Annotated in this window: 16 protein-coding genes; 13 read left to right on the top strand and 3 right to left on the bottom strand. The window is 36.7% G+C overall.

The window, feature by feature from the left end; genetic code table 11:
* Window positions 1-65 precede the first annotated feature (65 nt).
* The 3 genes from lipB to BXY58_RS13245 form a co-directional block, all read right to left on the bottom strand.
* Window positions 66-776 (bottom strand): lipoyl(octanoyl) transferase LipB, encoded by a 711-nt coding sequence (lipB, locus tag BXY58_RS13255; RefSeq protein WP_120214340.1) that lies wholly within the window; start codon window positions 774-776, stop codon window positions 66-68.
* Between the two features lie 195 nt (window positions 777-971).
* Complete coding sequence (locus BXY58_RS13250; RefSeq protein WP_120214339.1) at window positions 972-2,258, bottom strand: T9SS type A sorting domain-containing protein; 1,287 nt, start codon at window positions 2,256-2,258, stop codon at window positions 972-974.
* Window positions 2,259-2,446: 188 nt separating this feature from the next.
* Window positions 2,447-3,238 carry a T9SS type A sorting domain-containing protein gene (locus tag BXY58_RS13245; RefSeq protein WP_120214338.1) on the bottom strand — a complete coding sequence of 264 codons (792 nt, stop codon included), beginning with the start codon at window positions 3,236-3,238 and terminating at the stop codon, window positions 2,447-2,449.
* A gap of 104 nt (window positions 3,239-3,342) precedes the next feature.
* On the opposite strand from BXY58_RS13245, the gene BXY58_RS13240 reads away from it, so the two are divergent.
* The 13 genes from BXY58_RS13240 to BXY58_RS13180 all read left to right on the top strand — a co-directional run bounded on the left by BXY58_RS13240 (window position 3,343) and on the right by BXY58_RS13180 (window position 20,634).
* Window positions 3,343-5,448, top strand: a complete 2,106-nt coding sequence (locus BXY58_RS13240; RefSeq protein ID WP_120214386.1) for a TonB-dependent receptor plug domain-containing protein — start codon at window positions 3,343-3,345, stop codon at window positions 5,446-5,448.
* A 2-nt stretch (window positions 5,449-5,450) separates the two neighbouring features.
* A complete protein-coding gene (locus BXY58_RS13235) occupies window positions 5,451-6,554 on the top strand; it encodes an HmuY family protein (protein ID WP_120214337.1) in 1,104 nt (367 codons plus the stop codon).
* Between the two features lie 27 nt (window positions 6,555-6,581).
* Complete coding sequence (locus BXY58_RS13230) at window positions 6,582-7,454, top strand: heme/hemin ABC transporter substrate-binding protein (RefSeq protein ID WP_483400854.1); 873 nt, start codon at window positions 6,582-6,584, stop codon at window positions 7,452-7,454.
* Between the two features lie 92 nt (window positions 7,455-7,546).
* Window positions 7,547-8,587, top strand: coding sequence for a FecCD family ABC transporter permease (locus tag BXY58_RS13225; protein WP_120214385.1), 1,041 nt, complete (start codon window positions 7,547-7,549; stop codon window positions 8,585-8,587).
* Window positions 8,584-9,360 carry a heme ABC transporter ATP-binding protein gene (locus tag BXY58_RS13220; protein ID WP_120214335.1) on the top strand — a complete coding sequence of 259 codons (777 nt, stop codon included), beginning with the start codon at window positions 8,584-8,586 and terminating at the stop codon, window positions 9,358-9,360. The genes BXY58_RS13225 and BXY58_RS13220 overlap by 4 nt, the downstream gene beginning before the upstream one ends.
* Before the next feature lie 230 nt (window positions 9,361-9,590).
* Window positions 9,591-10,235, top strand: coding sequence for a class I SAM-dependent methyltransferase (locus BXY58_RS13215; RefSeq protein ID WP_120214334.1), 645 nt, complete (start codon window positions 9,591-9,593; stop codon window positions 10,233-10,235).
* A gap of 148 nt (window positions 10,236-10,383) precedes the next feature.
* Window positions 10,384-11,406, top strand: a complete 1,023-nt coding sequence (locus BXY58_RS13210) for a hemin-degrading factor (protein ID WP_120214333.1) — start codon at window positions 10,384-10,386, stop codon at window positions 11,404-11,406.
* 79 nt (window positions 11,407-11,485) lie between these two features.
* Window positions 11,486-12,358 carry a ChaN family lipoprotein gene (locus BXY58_RS13205; RefSeq protein WP_120214332.1) on the top strand — a complete coding sequence of 291 codons (873 nt, stop codon included), beginning with the start codon at window positions 11,486-11,488 and terminating at the stop codon, window positions 12,356-12,358.
* Between the two features lie 59 nt (window positions 12,359-12,417).
* On the top strand, window positions 12,418-13,095 hold the full coding sequence (locus tag BXY58_RS13200; RefSeq protein ID WP_120214331.1) for a response regulator transcription factor: 678 nt from the start codon (window positions 12,418-12,420) through the stop codon (window positions 13,093-13,095).
* Window positions 13,096-13,180: 85 nt separating this feature from the next.
* The gene (locus BXY58_RS13195) at window positions 13,181-14,545 is read left to right on the top strand and encodes a sensor histidine kinase (protein ID WP_120214330.1); all 1,365 of its coding nucleotides are present in this window, start codon (window positions 13,181-13,183) and stop codon (window positions 14,543-14,545) included.
* A 343-nt stretch (window positions 14,546-14,888) separates the two neighbouring features.
* On the top strand, window positions 14,889-16,136 hold the full coding sequence (locus BXY58_RS13190) for a TolC family protein (protein WP_185140477.1): 1,248 nt from the start codon (window positions 14,889-14,891) through the stop codon (window positions 16,134-16,136).
* Between the two features lie 17 nt (window positions 16,137-16,153).
* Window positions 16,154-17,236, top strand: coding sequence for an efflux RND transporter periplasmic adaptor subunit (locus tag BXY58_RS13185; RefSeq protein ID WP_120214383.1), 1,083 nt, complete (start codon window positions 16,154-16,156; stop codon window positions 17,234-17,236).
* 299 nt (window positions 17,237-17,535) lie between these two features.
* A complete protein-coding gene (locus tag BXY58_RS13180) occupies window positions 17,536-20,634 on the top strand; it encodes an efflux RND transporter permease subunit (protein WP_120214329.1) in 3,099 nt (1,032 codons plus the stop codon).
* Window positions 20,635-20,763: the final 129 nt, after the last annotated feature.

Here is a 20,763-nt window from a genome sequence, read left to right as displayed (position 1 = left end):
AAATTATGAATTATAGATTTTAGATTAATTCAATCTAAAATTTACAATCTAAAATCTATAATTGTTTATATCAATTCACAACCAAAAACATCTGCAAAATGTTTTTTGATTTTCTGTTTTACTTCTTCGTAATCAACTTCTCGCTCTAATTCTCTTTTTAAAGAGGTAACTTGTTTATCGGTAATTCCACAAGGGATGATATATTCGAAATAGCGCATATCAGTGTTCACATTCAAAGCAAATCCGTGGATGGTAACCCAACGCGAAGCTTTTACGCCCATTGCGCAGATTTTTCTGGCATAAGGTTTTCCCACATCCAGCCAAACGCCCGTTTCGCCATTGGAACGTTCTCCTTTCAGTCCATATTCTGCAATAGTTCGGATGATGACTTCTTCCAAATCGCGCATATAACGGTGGATGTCTGTGTAGAAATTCTCCAAATCCAAAATAGGGTAGCCAACAATCTGTCCAAATCCGTGATAGGTAATGTCACCACCGCGATTCACTTTGATATAAGTAGCGTTGATTTCTTTCAATTTGTCTTCATTAGCCAAAAGATTCTCCTCGTGGCCACTTTTCCCAAGTGTATAAACGTGCGGATGTTCTACTAAAAGAAGATAATTATTGGTGGGTTTTTGATGGTCTGGATTTTCCCGATTGAAGATTTTAGTTTCGAGGTTTTTTTTCAGTAATTCTTCCTGATAATCCCAAGATGGCTGGTAATCTTTGGTTCCCAAATCCTGAAATTCTACTTTTTTATTGATAATGGAATTCACTGTAATTGAATTATTTCTACAAATTTACTCATTATTTAAGCAAATCACAACAAGCAAAAAACCACCCGAAGGTGGTCTTATAAAGAATAAAATCTGAAATCGCCACGATAAATATTTGATGACAATCACCAACGGCGAAATGGTGATTGCATAGGATTTATAAAAATCAATCAATATTTACCTATGAAATATGGCTTATTTTACAACAAGCTTTTTTGTTTCTGTCTGTCCTCCGTAAGCGATTTTTACGACATAAACTCCTGACGAAAGTCTATTAAGATCAACTTGTTGTGTAGAGAATCCAGACTGGTTTACGATAGCGGTTTCATATACTTTTTTACCAGAAAAGTCAAATACTTCGATACTTCCGTTCTTAGAAGCTGCTTCTTTCACATCAAACAAGATGTTAACTTTTTTGTCTTCTTTAGTTGGGTTTGGATAGATCCCGAAAGTTCCTTTTTTTCCAAAATCAGCCACAGCTAACTCGCTGGTAATATTTTTATATTTGAAATACATATTACCTGTAGCAGCACCGCCGTTAGAAGTAAAATACATTCTGTAATAGTTGCTTCCTTCTTTTACGTAGTAAACCGCATCTGTATATGATCCTGTTGTTCCTTTCCAAGAGTGACCAATAGTAGTAATCTCTTTGGAGTATGAACTGCTTGCAGGAGCTGTGTAGGTAGAAGTGGCCTGAGTTTCTGGTCTTACGTATGCAACGCTCACATTTGGAGACTGGATTGTTCCCGACATCAGATACATCATAATATTGTTATAGAAGGTCCAGTATCTCGTGAACATCAGATCCCAATTTGCTTTTGGAGGTTCGATATTATTAACTTTTGCTCCTGTTGCGAACGAGAAATAGTTGAAGAATGCATCATCTGTTCCGTTGGCAATAGTTCTGGTTTGGGTTGCATCCCAAGAGCTTCCGTTCCATTTTGCATATTTGAAAGTATAACCAGCAGAATATTCATTGATAAAGAATTTGTAGTAATCTCCATTACCATATTCTAGTACGAAAACTACTTTCCCTGTAATTTTGTGAGTAGTGATGTCATAAGTTCCCCAACTGAAATTAAGTCCTCCCGAAGGCAATAATGTTGCATTGTCGAATACGCCATCTTCCAAAGCTTCAGTTTTATCAGGATTATATAATGGCTCCCCCCAGTTAGCTTTATCTCCCGGAACTACAGTGTCAAACACAGCAGGATCAGCAGAAACCTGATAAACTTTCACATTATTAGCATCATTTACTCTCTCTCCGAATGCCATGCTAGAATTTCTGTAAAAAGCAATATCCCATCCTGTAGCAGGCTGTGAAATAATATTGTTAGAAGAGAAATCAAAATAAACTTGATTTTGATATTGAGCTCCCATACTTAGATTAACTGAAGTATACCCGAATTCATCTGTTTGCGATAAAACTGTTTGGCTAACAGCCAGTGTCAGCATACTTGCAAAAAATAGTTTTGTTTTCATAATTTATAAATAGATTTTCTTATTTAGAATGATTCTACAAAACTATTGATTTGTTTTTATTTAGAATTATTAAAAATTAAAATATTTGATTAAATGATAAATATCATATTGGTTTAAAGCGTCTTTATAATCAACAAAAAAGCCTCTCAGAATTCTGAAAAGCTTTCAAGTTTTATATAAGAGTTTATTTATTTTTTAATAAACTTAGATTTAACTGTTTGGCCAGCATTATCTTGGATAACAATAAAATAAACACCAGATTTCAATGTAGAAATATTTAAAGTGTTGTTTGAAATTTTACCTTCAGTTGCAATCTGTCCGGCAGCAGAATAGATTTTTGCGCTAGATAGAGTGGTTGGAGAAACAAACTTCAAAGAGTTATTATCTGCAGAAACAGCCAATTTTACATTGTCTGAATTGAATGAACTTTCATTAACAGCTAAGTTAGTATCGTACTTTACATTGTCGATTTGTAGAGCGGTGTGTGCTGCAGTTGGCGTATGTTTTATAACAAGATAAGTCCCAGCTGATGCAGGTACATTAACCTTAACATTTTGAATCGTTGTTGAAGTGATTTGTATGGGCTCTCCAACAGCTGTAAACGTCGTCATATCCGCTGGATTAGTTGCAACACCAATCTGAATGGTTGTAGTACCGGGAGAAGAAGCGACTAAACCTGTATCAAAAGAAATGGCCTTATCTCCAGCAGGCGCTACAATCTGAGGCGTTATTAAATATAGTGGTTGGTTTGAACTGCTTCCAGGATAAGCCTGAACTACTTTATTGGTTCCGTCCACAGGTAAAACTAGCATCATAGGTTGTGGTGGAAATGGAGCTGTAGGTAAAATTGCAGACCAGCCATTTTGAGGAAAGGTTGCGTTTCCAGCTGTGAAACCATCAAAGTTTTCATTAATAGTAGATAATTGTGCTTGTGCAACTACTGCAAATAACGATGCAGCCAGAAGTAGTTTTGCTTTCATAAGTCTTGCTCAGATTTTATTGTTATTTAGAATTATTCTACAAAAGTACAAAATTGTTTTTAATGATTCTAAATAAAATCTTATCTTCGCAAAAATTTTTTTCAATGAAGAAGCGAACGATGAGCCTTTTATCATTAGCGATTTTGAATTTTGCATATGCACAAAAGGATACTCTTAATCAAAAAAATATTGAAGAAGTTGTAGTTACGGGGCAATATAGTCCCCAATCAATAAAAAAATCTTTATACAAAGTTGAAGTTATCGGTGGAGATGATATAAAAAGAATGGCAGTAAATAATGTTGCAGAAGTTCTTAATCAAACTCTAAATATACTAATTGTTCCAGAAAAGAATACGGGGGATTCTAAGGCAAATATAATGGGTCTAGGAGCAGACTATACAAAAGTGCTTATAGATAATATACCAGTAATTGGTGATACTGGATTGGGAAGCAATATTGACTTGACTAAACTAAGTCTTGATAATATCGAAAGAATAGAAATTGTAAAAGGTTCTATGGGAGTAGAATTTGGAAATAACGCAATTGCAGGTGTCATTAATATTATTACCAAAAAAAACTCTAATAAACAATGGAATATCCGAGGTTTTGTACAAGAAGAAACTGTTGGTAAAGAATATGATTGGGTAGACTATGGAAAAGGAAGACATATCCAGTCATTAGGTATTTCTCATAACATCTCGGATAAATGGTTTGTGGATTTATCGCTTAATAGAAATGATTTTCAAGGTTTTTGGGGAAATAATCAAGGTAAAAATTATTTTGAAAGAGACAATAGAAGAGGTTACGAATGGCAACCTAAGGAACAATGGAATCCTACTTTTATGCTTAGGTTTTCTGCGCCAAAAACACAATTCTTTTACAAAGCAGATTATCTTTTAGAAGAGATCAATTACTATAATTCTGTAGTTGATCCAAAAGATCTTGGTGGTGGAGAACGTACTTTTACTTCGAGAGATAGAGACTATTTCACACAAAGGATGCTTCATCATTTTAATATTCAGACAGAGTTCTTCAAAAAAACAAAATTTACAGGAGATTTATCTTATCAAAAACAATCTAGAGAAAGACAGGACTATGTTTTTGATGTTCCTGCGATTCAGGAAGTTTCTAGAGATTCTAAAGGAACTTATTATGAAGCAGAAACTATATATTCTAGAGGTGTAATCAGTAATTTTCTGGACTCTAATTGGGCAAACGTACAATTGGGTTATGAAGGAGATTACACCAAAGGTTTTGCTGGTATGGATTCTGGTAAATTTGATGGAAATAATGTTTTGAATGACGTGCTTAATGCTGGTATTTTTGCCTCTGCCGAGTTTGACCTCAGTTCCAATTGGTTTCTGAGACCAGGAGTAAGAATTAATTTTTCTGATACATTTGAGACGAAACCAAATGTTTCCTTAGTTCTTAAAAAAACTATTAACAATCAATCTGAGTTTAGAGCTGTAGTAGGTTCTGCAAACAAGAATCCAACCTTTGAAGAGTTATTCACTTATTTTGTTGATAGTAATCACAACATCCAAGGAAACAGTAATCTTAAACCGGAAAATTCTTACTCTGGCATGCTCTACTATAGTCTTTTTAGTAAGCCTAGCAGCTCAATTAAATGGAGTGTAGACATTAGTTCTTTGTATCTGCAAACCCAAGACCGGATCGAGTTGGCTATTACAAAAGAACAACCTTTGCAATATAAATATATTAATATTGATAGTTATGAATCCTGGTTAAACACTATCTCAGGTAAAATTTCAAATAAGAATTTTGGATTTAATTTAGGCTTTTCTGTATTGGGAAGAATGATGAATCTCAATAATATTACTGATGCAAAATACCAATATTCACCTGAACTCAATGCATCCGCATATTATAATTTATTAAGGACAAAAACATCATTTGCAATTTACTATAAAGGAGTTGGTAGAACTTACCGGATTATGGAAGATAAAAGTCTAGGTGTAACTCAATATATCTTAGGAAGACAGAATGCATTCTCTTTGATGGATTTTTCAGTCTCTCAAAAGATTTGGAAAGACCATTTTACTTTTACAGCAGGTGTTCGTAACATATTCGATATTTCAGATGTTCGAAATGCAGTTTCCGGAACTACAGGCGCTCACGCAACTACAACTGCTGCTGAAAGAATGTTTTATGGACGAAGCTATTTTGGAAGATTTAATTTTAATTTTTAATTATGAAAAAGACTATCAATTCTATATTAATTCTGATTATATTTTTATCAACCCTCATCTCTTGCATTGAGGAGGATGTAACACCTGTTAAAATTCCGCCTTTAGAAGGAGCTGTATTGACTTTGAACGAGAAGGCCGACCCTACAGAAGCGAAACAATTTTGGATTGATTTAAGCTCTGGTAATGTTAAAAGCAATCATAGAGAGTTATGGGATTTGGGATTCTATTGTGGAGATGAGTTTAGAGTGATGCTTAATAGTTCTTTGGTAATGTCTGTTGGGAAAGTCAATAGTACGACCAATATTGATGCTGTTACTTCCCAAACTGTTAAGGATTTAAAGCTGGTTGTTCAGGCTGCAAATTTTGCGGATAATTCACAATATATAGATGATCCAAATGGTGATATTCTGAATCAAACTACAGGTATAGCTCCAATTAATGCTGATGACAATCAAAATAATGTTTATCTATTAAACTTGGGTTACAAAACTTATTCAGGAACAATGATTCCAGGAACAATCTACAATGTGGGTGAAGCAAGAGGCTGGAAAAAAATCAGAATTCTAAGACAATCATCTGGTTATAAAATTCAATATGCAGATTTAGATGAGACTACTCATAAAGAGTTTGTTGTAACAAAAGATGCTGAATATAATTATAAATTCTTCTCTTTTACGACAGGTACATACGCAGATATACAACCTAAAAAGAAAGAATGGGATTTGTGCTTTACGGTTTTTACGAATCTGACATTGAATCCCGCTAATGATCAATACACATCTTACATATATCCAGATATTATGCTGCATAATATTTTAGGTGGTGTAGGTGTCTATGAAGTCACAACTGCTATCGGACAGGGCGAAACAGAATACAATAATTTCAAAAAAGAAAACATTGATGTGGTCAAATTTATCTACAACGATCAAAGAGCTATTGGTAGTAATTGGAGAACCACAACAGGACAAAATGGAGCTGAAGTTTATGCTAATAAATTTTATATTTTAAGAGATAGTGATGGTTTTTATTATAAGATCCGCTTCTTAAGAATGAAAGATGATAATAATAATAGAGGCTACCCACAATTCGAATACAAACCACTTTAATCAAACAAAAATAAATCTATGAAAAACATAAAAATAGCTGTTCTTTCAGCACTTCTTTTGGTAGGTTTTTCTTGCAAAAAAGAAGATTCTAAAGTTGCAAAATCAGAAGAATCTAAAACTGAAGCACCCGTTTCAAATCAAAGAATAGTAAGTATCAGCGGCGGCGTTACTGAGATTGTTGCTGCTCTTGGACACGAGAAAGAAATTGTTGGAATTGATGTGACGAGTACTTATCCGGAAAGTTTGAAATCTACGGCTGAAGAATTGGGACACGTTCGTTCGATGACGATTGAACCAATTATGAAGCTTAATCCGACTTTGATTTTAGCTTCAGATAAAGACATCAATCCTGATTTATTAGAAAAAATCAAAGCTTCTAAAATCCAGACTGAGTTATTCAATCAAGAATTTTCCATCGATGGAACCAAGAAATTGATTGATCAAGTAGCGAAAGCTTTAGGTAGTACAAACCAGCAGGCATTATTAGATAAAATTGATGCAGATGTAAAACAAATCCAGCCAATAGCTAAAAAACCAAAAGTCCTTTTCATCTACGCAAGAGGAAATATGATGATGGTTGGCGGAAAAAATACACCAATGGCAAGCATCATAGAAATTGCAGGAGGGCAAAACGCAGCAAATGATTTCGAAGATTTCAAACCTTTGACGCCTGAAGCGGTTGTACAATCTAATCCTGATGTACTATTGTTCTTCACAAGCGGATTACAAGGTTCTGGTGGGATAGAAGGCGCGCTTAAAATGCCAGGTGTTCCTCAAACCAATGCTGGTAAAAATAAGAACGTGATTGCTTTAGATGGAGGATTACTATCTTCTTTTGGACCAAGAGTAGGTGAAGCTGCATTAAGCCTGAATAAATTACTAATTGAATCTTCGAAATAACTTTTCTTCCATTTTTGGAAACCTGAGAAAAGTTTAATAAATAACAGAATTAAGTCTTGATTCATCATCTTGATTCTCTAAGTCTTATTAATTTGAAATCAAAAAGTCTTACATTTTACGCCATCATCGGTATTATTTTATTAATACTGATGATGGTTTTAGCTTTAAATATTGGTGTTTACGATTTTGGCAATTCCTCTTCTTACGAAGTATTGTGGAAGTTTTTAACAGGTGACTCTTCTTTGTCATTAAGTGAAAAATACGTGATTTGGGAAGTCAGAACCTCTCGAATCGTAATGGCAGTTCTTATAGGAAGTATGTTAGCGGTTTCCGGAACAACTTTACAAGGGATGTTCAAAAACCCTCTAGCAACGGGAGAATCGATTGGTTTAACTTCTGGAGCTACATTATTAGCAGCGATTGCAATCGTTCTCGGACATACTTTCGAATCTTATCTTCCGGAAATCATCAGAAATTCCTTAGTTGGCGTTTCTGCATTTGTGGGAGCATTTTTAGCGATGGTCATCGTTTATAGAATCTCTACGAGTGCAGGAAAAACAAATGTCGTGATGATGCTGCTTTCCGGAGTTGCTATTACATCTATTGGTTTTTCGATTACAGGATTTTTAATTTATATTTCTAAAGACGAACAGCTTAGAGACTTAACATTCTGGAATCTCGGAAGTTTAGCAGGCGCAACTTGGACAAGGAACATTATCTTATCGATTGTTTTATTATTTTCCTACGTCATCATTTTACCAAAAGGAAAAGCACTGAACGCAATGTTATTAGGCGAAAAAGACGCCCAACATTTGGGAATCAATGTCGAGACGTTGAAAAAACAAATCGTATTGATAACTTCACTAATGATAGGAACGTGCGTCGCATTTTCCGGTACAATCGGTTTTGTTGGACTCATTGTTCCTTACATTTTGAGATTATTATTCCGTTCAGATTATCATTTTATTTTGCCGTTGTCAGCGATTTGTGGAAGTATTTTGCTGTTGCTTGCGGATACAATCAGCCGAACAATTGTTGCACCTTCTGAATTACCAATAGGAATCTTAACATCGTTGATTGGAGGTCCAATTTTCATTGCGATTCTTATCAAATACAAAAACACTTTGAGATGATAAAAGGACACCAAATCAATTATCAAAGTCAGAATGCCAGCATCTTGAAAGGTGTTGATATCAATGTCGGCTACGGCGAATTTCTGGCGATTGTCGGTCCAAATGGAGCAGGTAAGTCCAGCCTGTTAAATGTTCTTGCCAACGAAATTAAAACCGACAAAAAGCAAGAAATCTATTTCAAAGACAAAATCATTTATAACTGGAAACTGGAAGAATTATCAAAACATAAAGCCAAATTTTCCCAGCACAATGCTCAGGATATTCCGCTTTTGGTAAAGGATGTCGTGATGATGGGACGTTATCCTTATTTCGGTTCTCAGCCAACCTTGGAAGATATAAAATCCACGGAGATTGCTATGGTGAAAACAGAGATTATTCATTTTCGGGATAGAGATTATAACTCGCTTTCCGGAGGTGAAAAACAAAGAGTTCATTTGGCGAGAGTTCTAGCTCAGCTGGATAACGAGATTGCGCACAGGCTTTTGTTTTTGGACGAACCACTCAATAATCTGGACATCAAACACCAGCACAATACATTAGAATTAATTAAAAAATTTACTCAAAATAATAATACCGCAGTAGTTGTTTTACACGATTTGAATTTGGCTGCAAGTTTCGCGAACAAAATCTTGTTGATGGAAAAAGGCGAAGTTTTAGCTTACGGTGCTCCGGAAGTGGTTTTTACAGAGGAGAAAATCAGCCGAGCTTACAATTTTCCGTGTACCATTTGCAAACATCCGGTCAATGACAGCACAATGATTTTATTTGGATAGAAACTTTAGAATAATGAGAATAATTTGGGCAGCTTAATCCGCCTGTAGTTTATCCTGAGCGAAGTCGAAGGACTCCCAATTGTCACTCTCGAAGAGTCCGCTCAAGTCGGCTACGTAAGATTTTGTAGTAAAATATCTATGCTGAACGAAGAGCCTTTGCGAACTTGAAAACAGTTAGTAGTAAAAAAAAACTTTGCGCTCTTTGCGTTCAATCAAAAAAACTAAAAATAATGACAGAACAAGAACTCAAAATATTAGGACAACAATTATCTAATCCGGAAGGAGAAACCGGAAGAGAAGTTGCGAAAATGATGAATGAAACCAATATTTCGATGACCAAAGAAAGCATCAAAGCTTTACATTTAGTGGATAACGATAAGGTTTTGGAACTCGGTCACGGCAATGCAGGACATTTGTCTTATCTTTTAGATTTTGCAGAAACCATTCAATACACAGGTTTAGAAATTTCTGAAACAATGAAATCTGAAGCCGAAAGTATCAATTCCAAATATCTTTCTCAAGCAGAATTTCATTTGTACGACGGAAACAAAATTCCTTTTGAAAATGAAACATTTGATAAAGTAATGACCGTCAATACGATTTATTTCTGGGAAAATCCAGTAGAATTCTTCAACGAGATTTATAGAGTTCTCGAAAAGAGTGGAAGTTTCGTCCTAACGTTTGCGAAAAAGGATTTTATGAAAACATTGCCTTTTACATCAGATTTCAAATTATATAATTACGAAGATGTGGAAGAATTGGTAGCGCAAACCAAATTTAAAAGAATGATTCGCTCCGATAAAGAAGAATGGATAACCAGTAAAAACGGAACATTCGTAAAAAGAGAATATAAAGTCCTAACAATCAAAAAGTAAAAAAAAATAGTAGCTTATATTTTCAACTTTTCTAAGCGACAGCGCCTTTGTGACCCTTAAAAACAGTTAGTAATAAAAAATCTTTGTGAGCTTTGTGTTAAATAAGGCAAGCATTTAAAATAAATAAACAATCAAAAAACAAATCAATATGAGTACAGTAACAAATGACTTAAAAGAAAAATGGGAAGCTCTGAAAGCAGAAAATCCACATCTTAGAATAAGAAATGCAGCAGAACAGTTAGGTGTAAGCGAAGCTGAACTTTTGTTAACCAATGTTGGAAATGGAACTACGGTTCTGAATTCAGACTTTTCGGCACTTCTTCAGGAGATTGAAAAGCTGGGGAAAGTAATGGCTTTGACAAGAAATAACGAATGTGTACACGAGAGAAAAGGTGTTTATTTGAATCCAGATTTCAGCAATCCTCACGGACAAGTTTTCGTTGGAGAAGACATCGATTTGAGAATCTTCCTTAATTCTTGGAAATTTGGCTTTTCAGTTGTTGAAGGCGATAGAAAAAGTTTCCAGTTCTTCGGAAAAGACGGATTGGCACTTCATAAAATCTATTTAACCAACAAAAGCAACGAAGCAGAATTCGATGCTTTAACAGAAAAATACAAAGCTGACGAGCAGTCTGCGGAAATCATAACAGAACCAATTGCTCCAAAACCTGCAGAAAAAGCAGATTCTGAAATTGATATAGCTGGTTTTCAACAAGCTTGGAAAGATTTACAGGACACACACGATTTCTTTATGATGACTAAAAAATTCGGGGTTAGCAGAACGCAGGCTTTGAGATTAGCTCCGGAAGGATTTGCTCAAAAAATCGATAATTCTAAGGTTGTGAATGTATTGGAAGATGCTTCCGAAAAACAGATTCCAATTATGGTTTTCGTTGGAAACAGAGGAATTATTCAGATTCATACAGGAGAAGTTAAAAAGACGCTTTGGCATCAGCAGTGGTTTAATGTAATGGACCCTGATTTTAATTTGCATCTTGATACGACTAAAATTGGTGAAACCTGGATTACGAAGAAACCAACAGAAGATGGCGAAGTAACTTCGGTGGAAGTGTTCAACAAAGAAGGTGAATTTATCGTTCAATTCTTTGGAAAAAGAAAACCGGGAAATCCTGAACTTCAGGAGTGGAAGGACTTGGTTGCCGGTTTATAAGTGGGAAATAATTATTATTAATCTGAAGTCGTTTTATAGTTTTAATTTACTTTAGAACGACTTCTTTATTTTGTTGTTAATGAAAAAGTTATTGTTGTTAATTGCTATAATCAGTTTAAGTAATATAAATGCGCAAAATTTTGATGCTTTTAAATTCTACAATAAGAAATCAAAAGAGGTTTCTTCCAAAAATTTAATCAAAGAACTAGCGGATTATGATGTTGTTTTTATCGGAGAACATCACGATAATTCGATCAATCATTGGTTGGAAAAAAGAATTACGGAAGCTCTTTTTGAAAAGAAAAACGGACAGATTATTTTAGGAGCAGAAATGTTCGAAAGAGATAATCAACAAGCTTTGAATTCTTATCTCGCAGGAAAAATCGATGCTGAAAATCTGAAAGATTCGGTAAGACTTTGGAAAAATTACGAAACCGATTACAGACCTTTGGTTGATTTTGCGAAAGACAAAAAGCTTAATTTCATAGCGACGAATGTTCCAAGAAAATACGCTTCTCAAACTTCCAAAAACGGAATCAACAGTTTGAATGAATTACCAGAAGCTGAAAAGAAGTTCATTGCCAAATTACCAATAGAAGTGACTCTGGAAACGCCGGGCTACAAAGAAATGAAATCGCTAATGGGAGATCACGTTGAAGAAATGAAACTGATGAATTTCATCTCAGCCCAAGCTATAAAAGATGCAACAATGGCAGAATCTATTTTCCAAAATCTGCAATCTGGAAAGACTTTTATCCATTACAACGGCGATTATCACAGCAAACAATATGGCGGAATCTACTGGTATTTGAAAAAGAAAAACCCAAACTTAAAAATTGCAGTTATTTCAGTTTTTGAATCCGATAAACCAGATTTGTCTTTACCTGAAAAAGATTTTATTCCAACAGAGTTTAATTTGGTGATTCCGAGTGATATGACGAAGACTTATTAGAATAGTTTATTTCAGTCCAATTACTTTTTCCCATATTTGTAAAAATAAATTATCACCAAATGCAGGCATTACTTTTAGAGGACGATGCGGTTTTGTCTTCAGAAATTGCACTTTTCCTGGAATCCAAATCCATCAAAACCGATAAAGCGGAAGATGGCGAAAAGTTTCTTAATATTTTTTCTAAGAAACCTTATGATGTTTTTCTTTTAGATATCAATGTTCCCAAAATCAATGGGTTGGATATTTGTAAAACCATCAGAGAAAGCAATTCAGAAACACCGATTATCATTATTTCGGCTTATGACGGAATCGAGGAGAAGAAAGAAGCGTTTTTGAGAGCGGCGGATGATTATTTGGTAAAACCATTTTTGCTGGAAGAATTATTATTGAGAATCAATTCTCAAATGAGAAGACTGACACCAAAAACAGAAGAGAAAGAAAAAATTGTTGTAGAAGATTTGATTATTTATCCGGAAGACAGCAAAGTTTTTCGTTCAGGAGAAGAAATTAGTTTGACTGTAAAAGAATTTCAGTTGTTAGTTTTATTAGCAAGAGCCAATGGAAGGACACTTTCCAAACAATATATTTCTGACGAAGTCTGGAAAAATCAATTTCAATCCACCAACAATGCTATTGAGGTTTATATCAACTTTCTTAGAAAAAAAATCGATAAAAATTTCAAAACAAAGCTTATCCACACGAGACCAGGTTTCGGATATTATTTAAGCCCATTGTAAGAATTGGAAAAGTTTAAGGTTTGAGAATTACAATCCTCAAACGGAAATCAAATATCATTTATCACTCATCATTAATAATTAATTTATGTCCCTGAAACGTAAAATCGCATTTAGTCTAAGCATAGCATTTTCCCTGATTTTTGGGATCATGATGTTTGTGATTTATGTGTCATTCAATGATTTCCGGAGAGATGAGTTCAAGGAACGTTTCCAGAAACGTCTGGTTTTCACCGTTAATTTCATAGAAAAAGCCAATGATTTTGAAAGGGAAGCTCCTTTGTTTTTTGATGAAAATTCCGATAACGTTTTACTGAACGAAAACATCATTATTCTCAATGCCGAAAAGGAATTGGTTTACAGCACTCTGAAGGATAAAAAAGTGACCTGGGATAATGTTTTATTGGAGAAACTCGACAAAGAAAAGACAATTTATGATGAAAAATCTCAACCTGAGATTTATGCGGCGTTAAGAACAATTAAAGGCGAAAATTACTATATTCTTACCAGCGCTCAGGATGTAACGGGAGAATCCAAACTGGCATTCCTGGGTTATACACTGATGTTTTCATATATTATTAGTGTTTTGCTGATTTGGTTTTTCAGCTATTATTTGGTTTCCAAATTTCTTGAACCATTAGAATTACTGAAATCGGAAATTTCAGATATCAGTGTCCATAAGTTGACAACACCGGTTGTTGTTAAAAATTCTGAGGATGAAATTGGCGTATTAGCAAAATCCTTCAACCTGATGACAGGTCGTCTAAATGATGTTTTTCAGTCACAAAAAGATTTCAATTCCAGTGCGGCGCACGAGATGCGGACGCCACTCACAAGAATGGCGTTCCAGTTAGAAAATCTCATTCAGTTGGAAAATCACTCGCTGAAAACCAAAACCGCTTTGCAGCAGATGTTGCAAGATGTTTATCAGTTATCCGATCTTACAAAATCTCTGTTAATACTTTCAAAATTTGATAAAGAAGGCATTGCCAGCGTTTACGAAGAAGTGAGGATAGACGAAGTTGTTTTCGATGCATTTGAGACGGTTCACCGCAATTTTCCAGAGTTCAAAATGGATTTCCAGATTGACGAAGAGAGTGTTGATGATTCTATTTTAACGGTGAAGGGCGTCAAGTCTCTACTGGAAGTAACGTTTATTAATTTGTTCAAAAATGCAGCTTTGTACTCAGATAACCAGGAAGTTGACATTTCTATTAAGGAAACCGATTTTAGGATTATCGTCAAAATATTTTCCATCGGTTCAACTATTCCGGTTGAAGAAAGAGAGAAACTTTTCGATGCATTTATGAGAGGAAGTAATTCACATAACAAAACTGGTTCTGGACTAGGTTTGCGCATCGTAAAACGTATCTTGGAATACCACAAAGCAGAGATTGATTATACATCAGCTTCTGAAAATCAGAATCTTTTTACTGTGATTTTCAATAAGTAGAATCATTATTTGATTTCATCGAACTACTGCGTTAGGTTTGGGCAGCTTTTCCACCTGCAGTTTATCCTGAGCGAAGTCGAAGGGCTCCTATTTGTCACCCTGAGGTACTCGAAGAGTCCACTCAAGTCGGGCTGCAGATTCTACATAAAAAGAACATCAATAATAAAAACACAATCTTGTCATTTCGTAGATTTCAAATAGTTTAATGACAACTGTGTACAAAAGTCTATTATCTATCAGTCAATTATATTTTCTCTGTAAAACAATTAAGTTTTTTTTAAGCCGCATTTAAGCCAGTTTTAATCTCGGAAAGCCATTTTTGCACAACCAAAACGAGATAAGAATGAACAAAATTACAACGCTGGTGTTATCCGTTTCGGCATTTGTTTGTCTTTCCGGGCAGCAGCAGATGTCCCTTCAGGATTGCGAACTGGCATTTCAGAAAAATAACCTCCAGCTTCTTGCCGCACAATACAATATCAGTATGGCCGACGCCGAAATTCTACAAGCTAGGATTTGGGAACTCCCACAGATCGAAGGTTATGTTAATGCCATCAATCCACAGGACAAAAGAGTTTTCGATGTAGGGAGAGCTAAAGGTGTGGAAATCACACAATTGATTTATCTGGGCGGAAAGAAAAAAAATGAGATCCAATTTGCAAAGTCCAACAAAGAACTTTCACAATTACAGTTTAATCAATTATTGGTTGACCTTCGTTCACAGCTTCGAGAGACTTATTTCAATCTGGTTTACGAGCAGAAAAAGCAGGTAAGCATCGAGGCGCAACTGAAATATATGAATGACCTTCTGGCCGCCTACAAAGTTCAGACGGATAAAGGCAATATTTCGCTCAAAGATTACGTCAGACTTCAGAGTATTGTCATTCAGCTGAATAATGACAGAATCGATATCAACAATAACATCCTGGCACTTCAGCAAACAATGAAAATGCTGACTGGCCAACAGGAAAAAGTAATGCCTGAGTTGCCAAAACATGAAGAAAACGAAATCCTGATTTCACAGCCTTTCGGAGATTTGGAAGTCCTGCAACAAAAAGCACTGCAAAACAATGCAGATTATCTTTATAACCTCAAATTGATCGACAACAGCAAGCTTTATGCGCAATGGCAAAAATCACTGAACACACCGGATTTGAATCTTGGCGCAGAATATGACCAGGCTTCCGGAACCTTCAATAATGAAGTTAATCTGAAAATCGGAATTCCAATCCCGCTTTGGAAAGTGAATAAAGGAAATGTGGAAAAAGCCAAATACGCCATTCAGCAAAACGAGAAAAACTCAGAATACCAAAAGCTGAATCTCCAAACACAGGTAGAATCTGCCTATCAAACCTGGAAGAATCAATACGATCAATACTATGAACTGAAACCTGTTGACCTGGAAAATATGGAAACCGTGTACAACGGCATTCTGAAAAACTTCCGCAATGGTAATGTCAGCCTGATAGACTTCACCGATTTTATGGAAAGCTACAGGCAGACGGTTCTTCAGGTCTACGAGATGAAAAAGCAGATTATGATTTCCGCCGAACAGCTGAATCAGTTAGTACAAACCAAAATTTTTTATTAATGCCAATGCCACTTCAAATGAAAAAAATATTGATTCCCGTTATCCTTTCAGCGGTTCTATGGTCCTGCGAGAAGCAGGAAGAAGCCAAACCGGAAGAATCCAAAGGTTTTGAACTTAGCCAAACGATGTTGAAATCAACAACATTCGCAAAAGTTGAGAAGAAATTTATCGAGGACGAGTTAAGTTTCTACGGAAAAATCTCTGCCGATAAAAACCAGTACATCGACATTTTCCCACTTGTGGGCGGTAATGTTTTGAGCGTTAATGTGGAGCTGGGCGATTATGTCCAAAAAGGTCAGGTTCTTGCCACCATCAGAAGTACCGAATTGGCGGAAGTTCAGAAAGATGTGAGCGATGCCAAAACGGATTTGACCGTTGCAGAAAACAATCTTCGTGTTGCTAAAGAAATGTATGCCGGCAAACTCAATACGGAAAAAGATGTTCTGGAAGCTGAAAGCGAAGTTAAAAAAGCCAAAGATGCACTCCGCCGTTCCAACGACGTCAGCACCGTTTATAACGTTAAGAAAGGAAATATCTACAGTGTGATTTCACCAATCAATGGATACATTGTTCATAAGGACATCAACAAAGATATGGAGCTAAGAAGCGACAGAAGCGAAAATATTTTTGATGTCGCCAATACTCGAAATGTTTGGGCGATAATGAACGTGAACGAAGCGGATATCGATAAAATCAATCTCGGAATGAAAGCTCAGGTGTCCACATTGTCTTATCCGGACAAAGTGTTTTACGGCAAAATCGATAAGATTTTTAAAATCATCGACCCAGATACCAACGCGATGCAGGCTAGGGTAGTGCTGGACAACTCGCAAGGATTGTTGATTCCGGACAGTAAGGCGACGATTCGTGTTTCATCTGCGGAAAATGCGACAGCATTAGCTGTTCCGTCCAAAGCCGTGATTTTTGACGATAACCGATATTTTGTAGTGGTCTACAAATCACCAACTGACATCAAGGTCAAGGAAATCAAAATCCTGAAGCAGAACTCTGAAACAACCTATGTTTCCGAAGGTATTGCCGAAGGCGACAGCATCGTAACCAACAATCAACTATTGATTTACCGTTCTTTGAACAACTAAATTTTGGGCGTGTCCCTTTGTCCCGACTATGTCGGACAAGCGGGTCGGTCTACGCACAGTCGCTTTTTTGTTTTGTCATCCTGAAGTTCCCGAAGGATATTTTTACAGAAAAACAAAAAGAGCTCCGACAATGTGCTCCGCCCTCACGCATTTGCAATTCTATGTAAGAAACAAGTCTTACAGCAGAACTTTTATAAGCGTAAGCGCCTTTGTGAGCCTTCAAAACATTTAGTTTAATAAAAAATCTTTGTGTGCTTTGTGTTTAAATTTTGCATAAGTAGACAAATAAATCAAAACCTATGAATAAATTCATTAAAAATATCATAGCATTCTCACTCAAGAACAAAGCCTTCACCTTCATTTGGGTAGCGATTTTGGCGGTCGCGGGGTTCATCAGTTTCAAGAATATGCCGATTGAGGCTTTTCCTGATGTCACCAATACGCAGATCGTCATCATCACCCAATGGAATGGGCGAAGTGCAGAGGAAGTTGAACGATTCGTCACCACACCGATAGAGTTGGCAATGAGTCCGGTTCAGAAGAAGACCAGCGTTCGCAGTACCACAATGTTTGGACTTTCCATTGTCAAGATTTTATTCGAAGATGGTGTGGATGACATCTTCGCCCGAAATATGGTCAACAACCAGTTGCGAACGGTAAGTTTACCGGAAGGCATTGACCCGGAAGTCCAACCGCCTTACGGACCAACCGGAGAGATTTTCCGATACACGCTGGAGAGTAAAGACCGGGATTCCAGAGACCTTTTAACATTGCAGACTTGGGTGGTAGACAGAGCACTAAGAAGTGTTCCGGGCGTGGCGGATGTCAACGTTTTCGGAGGCCAGGATAAAGTTTTCGAGCTGAGCATCGATCCAAGGAAATTAGATAAATACAATCTGACACCTTCGGAAGTTTTGGAAGCTGTCTCCAACAGCAACCTGAATGTCGGTGGCGATGTTATCGAGAAAAGTGGACAAGCCTATGTTGTCCGGGGAATTGGTTTAGTAAAATCGATTTCGGATATAGAAAATATTACCGTTCACAGTGATGGCGGAAACCCAATTTTGGTTAAATATGTAGCTGATGTTCACGAAGGTTCTTTACCAAGAGTTGGCCAAGCTTCTTTGGATAATGAAGCCGATACAGTTGAAGGAATCGTCGTTATGCGAAAAGGCGAGAATGCACAGGAAGTTCTGCTTGCGGTAAAAGCCAAAATCGATGAATTGAACAACAAGATTCTTCCCAAAGATGTGAAGATGAAAACCTTTTACGACCGTCAGAATCTGATGGATTTTACCACCAAAACAGTAATGCACAACCTTTTGGAAGGAATTATTCTCGTAACGGTTATCGTCCTGATTTTTATGGCAGACTGGCGAACGACTTTGATTGTTTCCATCATCATTCCATTATCGCTGTTATTTGCATTTTTCTGTCTCAGAATGGCAGGAATGAGCGCCAACTTATTGTCATTAGGAGCGGTCGACTTCGGGATTATTATAGACGGCGCCGTCGTAATGGTGGAAGGATTATTTGTGATGCTCGACCACAAAGCGCATAAATACGGGATGGAACGCTTCAACAAAATGGCAAAAGCAGGTTGGATAAAACAAACCGGAACCGGATTGGGAAAAGCAATTTTCTTCTCAAAACTGATTATCATTACCTCATTATTACCGATATTTTCTTTCCAAAAAGTAGAAGGTAAGATGTTCTCGCCATTGGCATTCACATTGGGGTTTGCATTGCTGGGTGCATTGATTTTCACACTGACTTTGGTTCCAGTGATGTCGCATCTATTGTTGAAAAAGAATGTGCGGGAAAAGAACAATCCGTTCGTAAACTTCTGGGACAGAAGCGTGATGAAAGGCTTCAAATTTACCTTTAGAAATAAAAAAATAAGCCTTCTGGTTTCCACAGTTGTTTTAGCGATTACTTTGTTCTCAGCAAAATTCCTCGGAACCGAATTCCTGCCTCAGTTGAATGAAGGCTCACTCTGGATTACTGCAGAAATGCCTATGAGTTCATCACTCAAAGAATCTTTGAAAACAGCTGACGTCCTCAAAAAAGATATTATGAGTTTCTCCGAAGTTACAGGTGTGTTGGCGCAGACGGGTAGAAGTAATGACGGAACCGACCCGAATGGATTTGGTTTCGTACAGTTTGCGGTAAGTCTGAAACCAAGAGAAGAATGGAAACGAAAAATCACTTATGATGAACTGGTGGAAGAGATTGATAAAAAGCTGAAGAATTATCAGGGAATTACATTCAATTATTCCCAACCGATTTCAGACAACGTTGCGGAAGCTGTTGCAGGTTTCAAAGCAGAAAACGGAATCAAAATCTATGGTGATAATCTTCACACTTTAGACAGATTAGCGGAAGAAGTTTTGGCTTCTATCAAAAATGTGGAAGGCGTAAAAGAACCTGGAATTATTAAAAATATTGGTCAGCCGGAAATTAGTGTAGTGCTAGACCGAAACAAAATGGCAGCTTATGGCGTTTTACCAGCGGATGCCCAAGCCGTTCTGGAAATGGCGTTCGGTGGGAAAACAGCGTCCGAAATGTTTGATGGCGAAAGAAAGTTTCCAATCAGATTGCGTTATGCTGAAGATTACAGAAAGAATGAAGAAGACATCGCTTCTCTGATGGTTCCGACGCAGGATGGGGCCAAGATTCCACTCAAGGAAATAAGTACCATCGAAAAAGAAAACGGAGCGGCTTTCATTTACAGGGACGATATCAAACGTTATATCGGTGTTAAATTCTCGATTCGTGACCGGGATTTGGGAGGAACTATTGCAGATGCTCAGAAGAAAGTGGCTAAAATCAAATTGCCGGACGGTTACTCGATTGGGTGGACAGGACAATTTGAAAATCAACAACGTGCTACGAAGAGATTAGCGCAAGTTGTTCCGATTAGTATTCTCGGGATTTTCTTCCTGTTGTTCATTTTGTTTGGGAATATGAAGGATTCACTTTTGGTTTTAGCTAATGTTCCTTTTGCTTTGATTGGTGCAATTATCGCGCTTCATTTGACGCATATGAATTTCGGAATTTCTGCCGGAGTCGGGATGATTGCCCTGATTGGGATTTGTATCCAGAATGGTGTCATCCTGATTTCGGAGTTTCATCAGAATGTGAAGAACGGCTTGTCCCTAGATTCATCCATTATGGAGGGTGTGAAAGTGAGAACCAGACCTGTGGTGATGACTGCTTTGATGGCATCGATTGGACTTTTGCCGGCTGCATTGTCTACCGGAATCGGTTCCGAGTCTCAGAAGCCTTTGGCGATAGTGATCATTGGCGGACTGATTACCGCAACTGTTTTGACGCTTCTTATTTTCCCGATTATTTTCTGGATTTTCAACCGACGTAAGAATGAAGTGATAGATTAAGAGTTAAAAATCTCAATATTAATTTGAGTTATAGTTGTTACATTTTTCTCTCTTTTATTTGCGTTCCTCAAGGATTCTTCCTGAGGAACGTTTTTGTTTACTTTGAATAAATCTCAAAAACGTCCGTAT

Source organism: Epilithonimonas arachidiradicis (assembly GCF_003610695.1).
In the GTDB taxonomy this organism is placed as follows: Bacteria; Bacteroidota; Bacteroidia; order Flavobacteriales; family Weeksellaceae; genus Epilithonimonas; species Epilithonimonas arachidiradicis.
The sequence above is the reverse complement of the archived record's forward strand: the minus strand, read 5'-3'. Positions and strand labels throughout refer to the sequence as shown.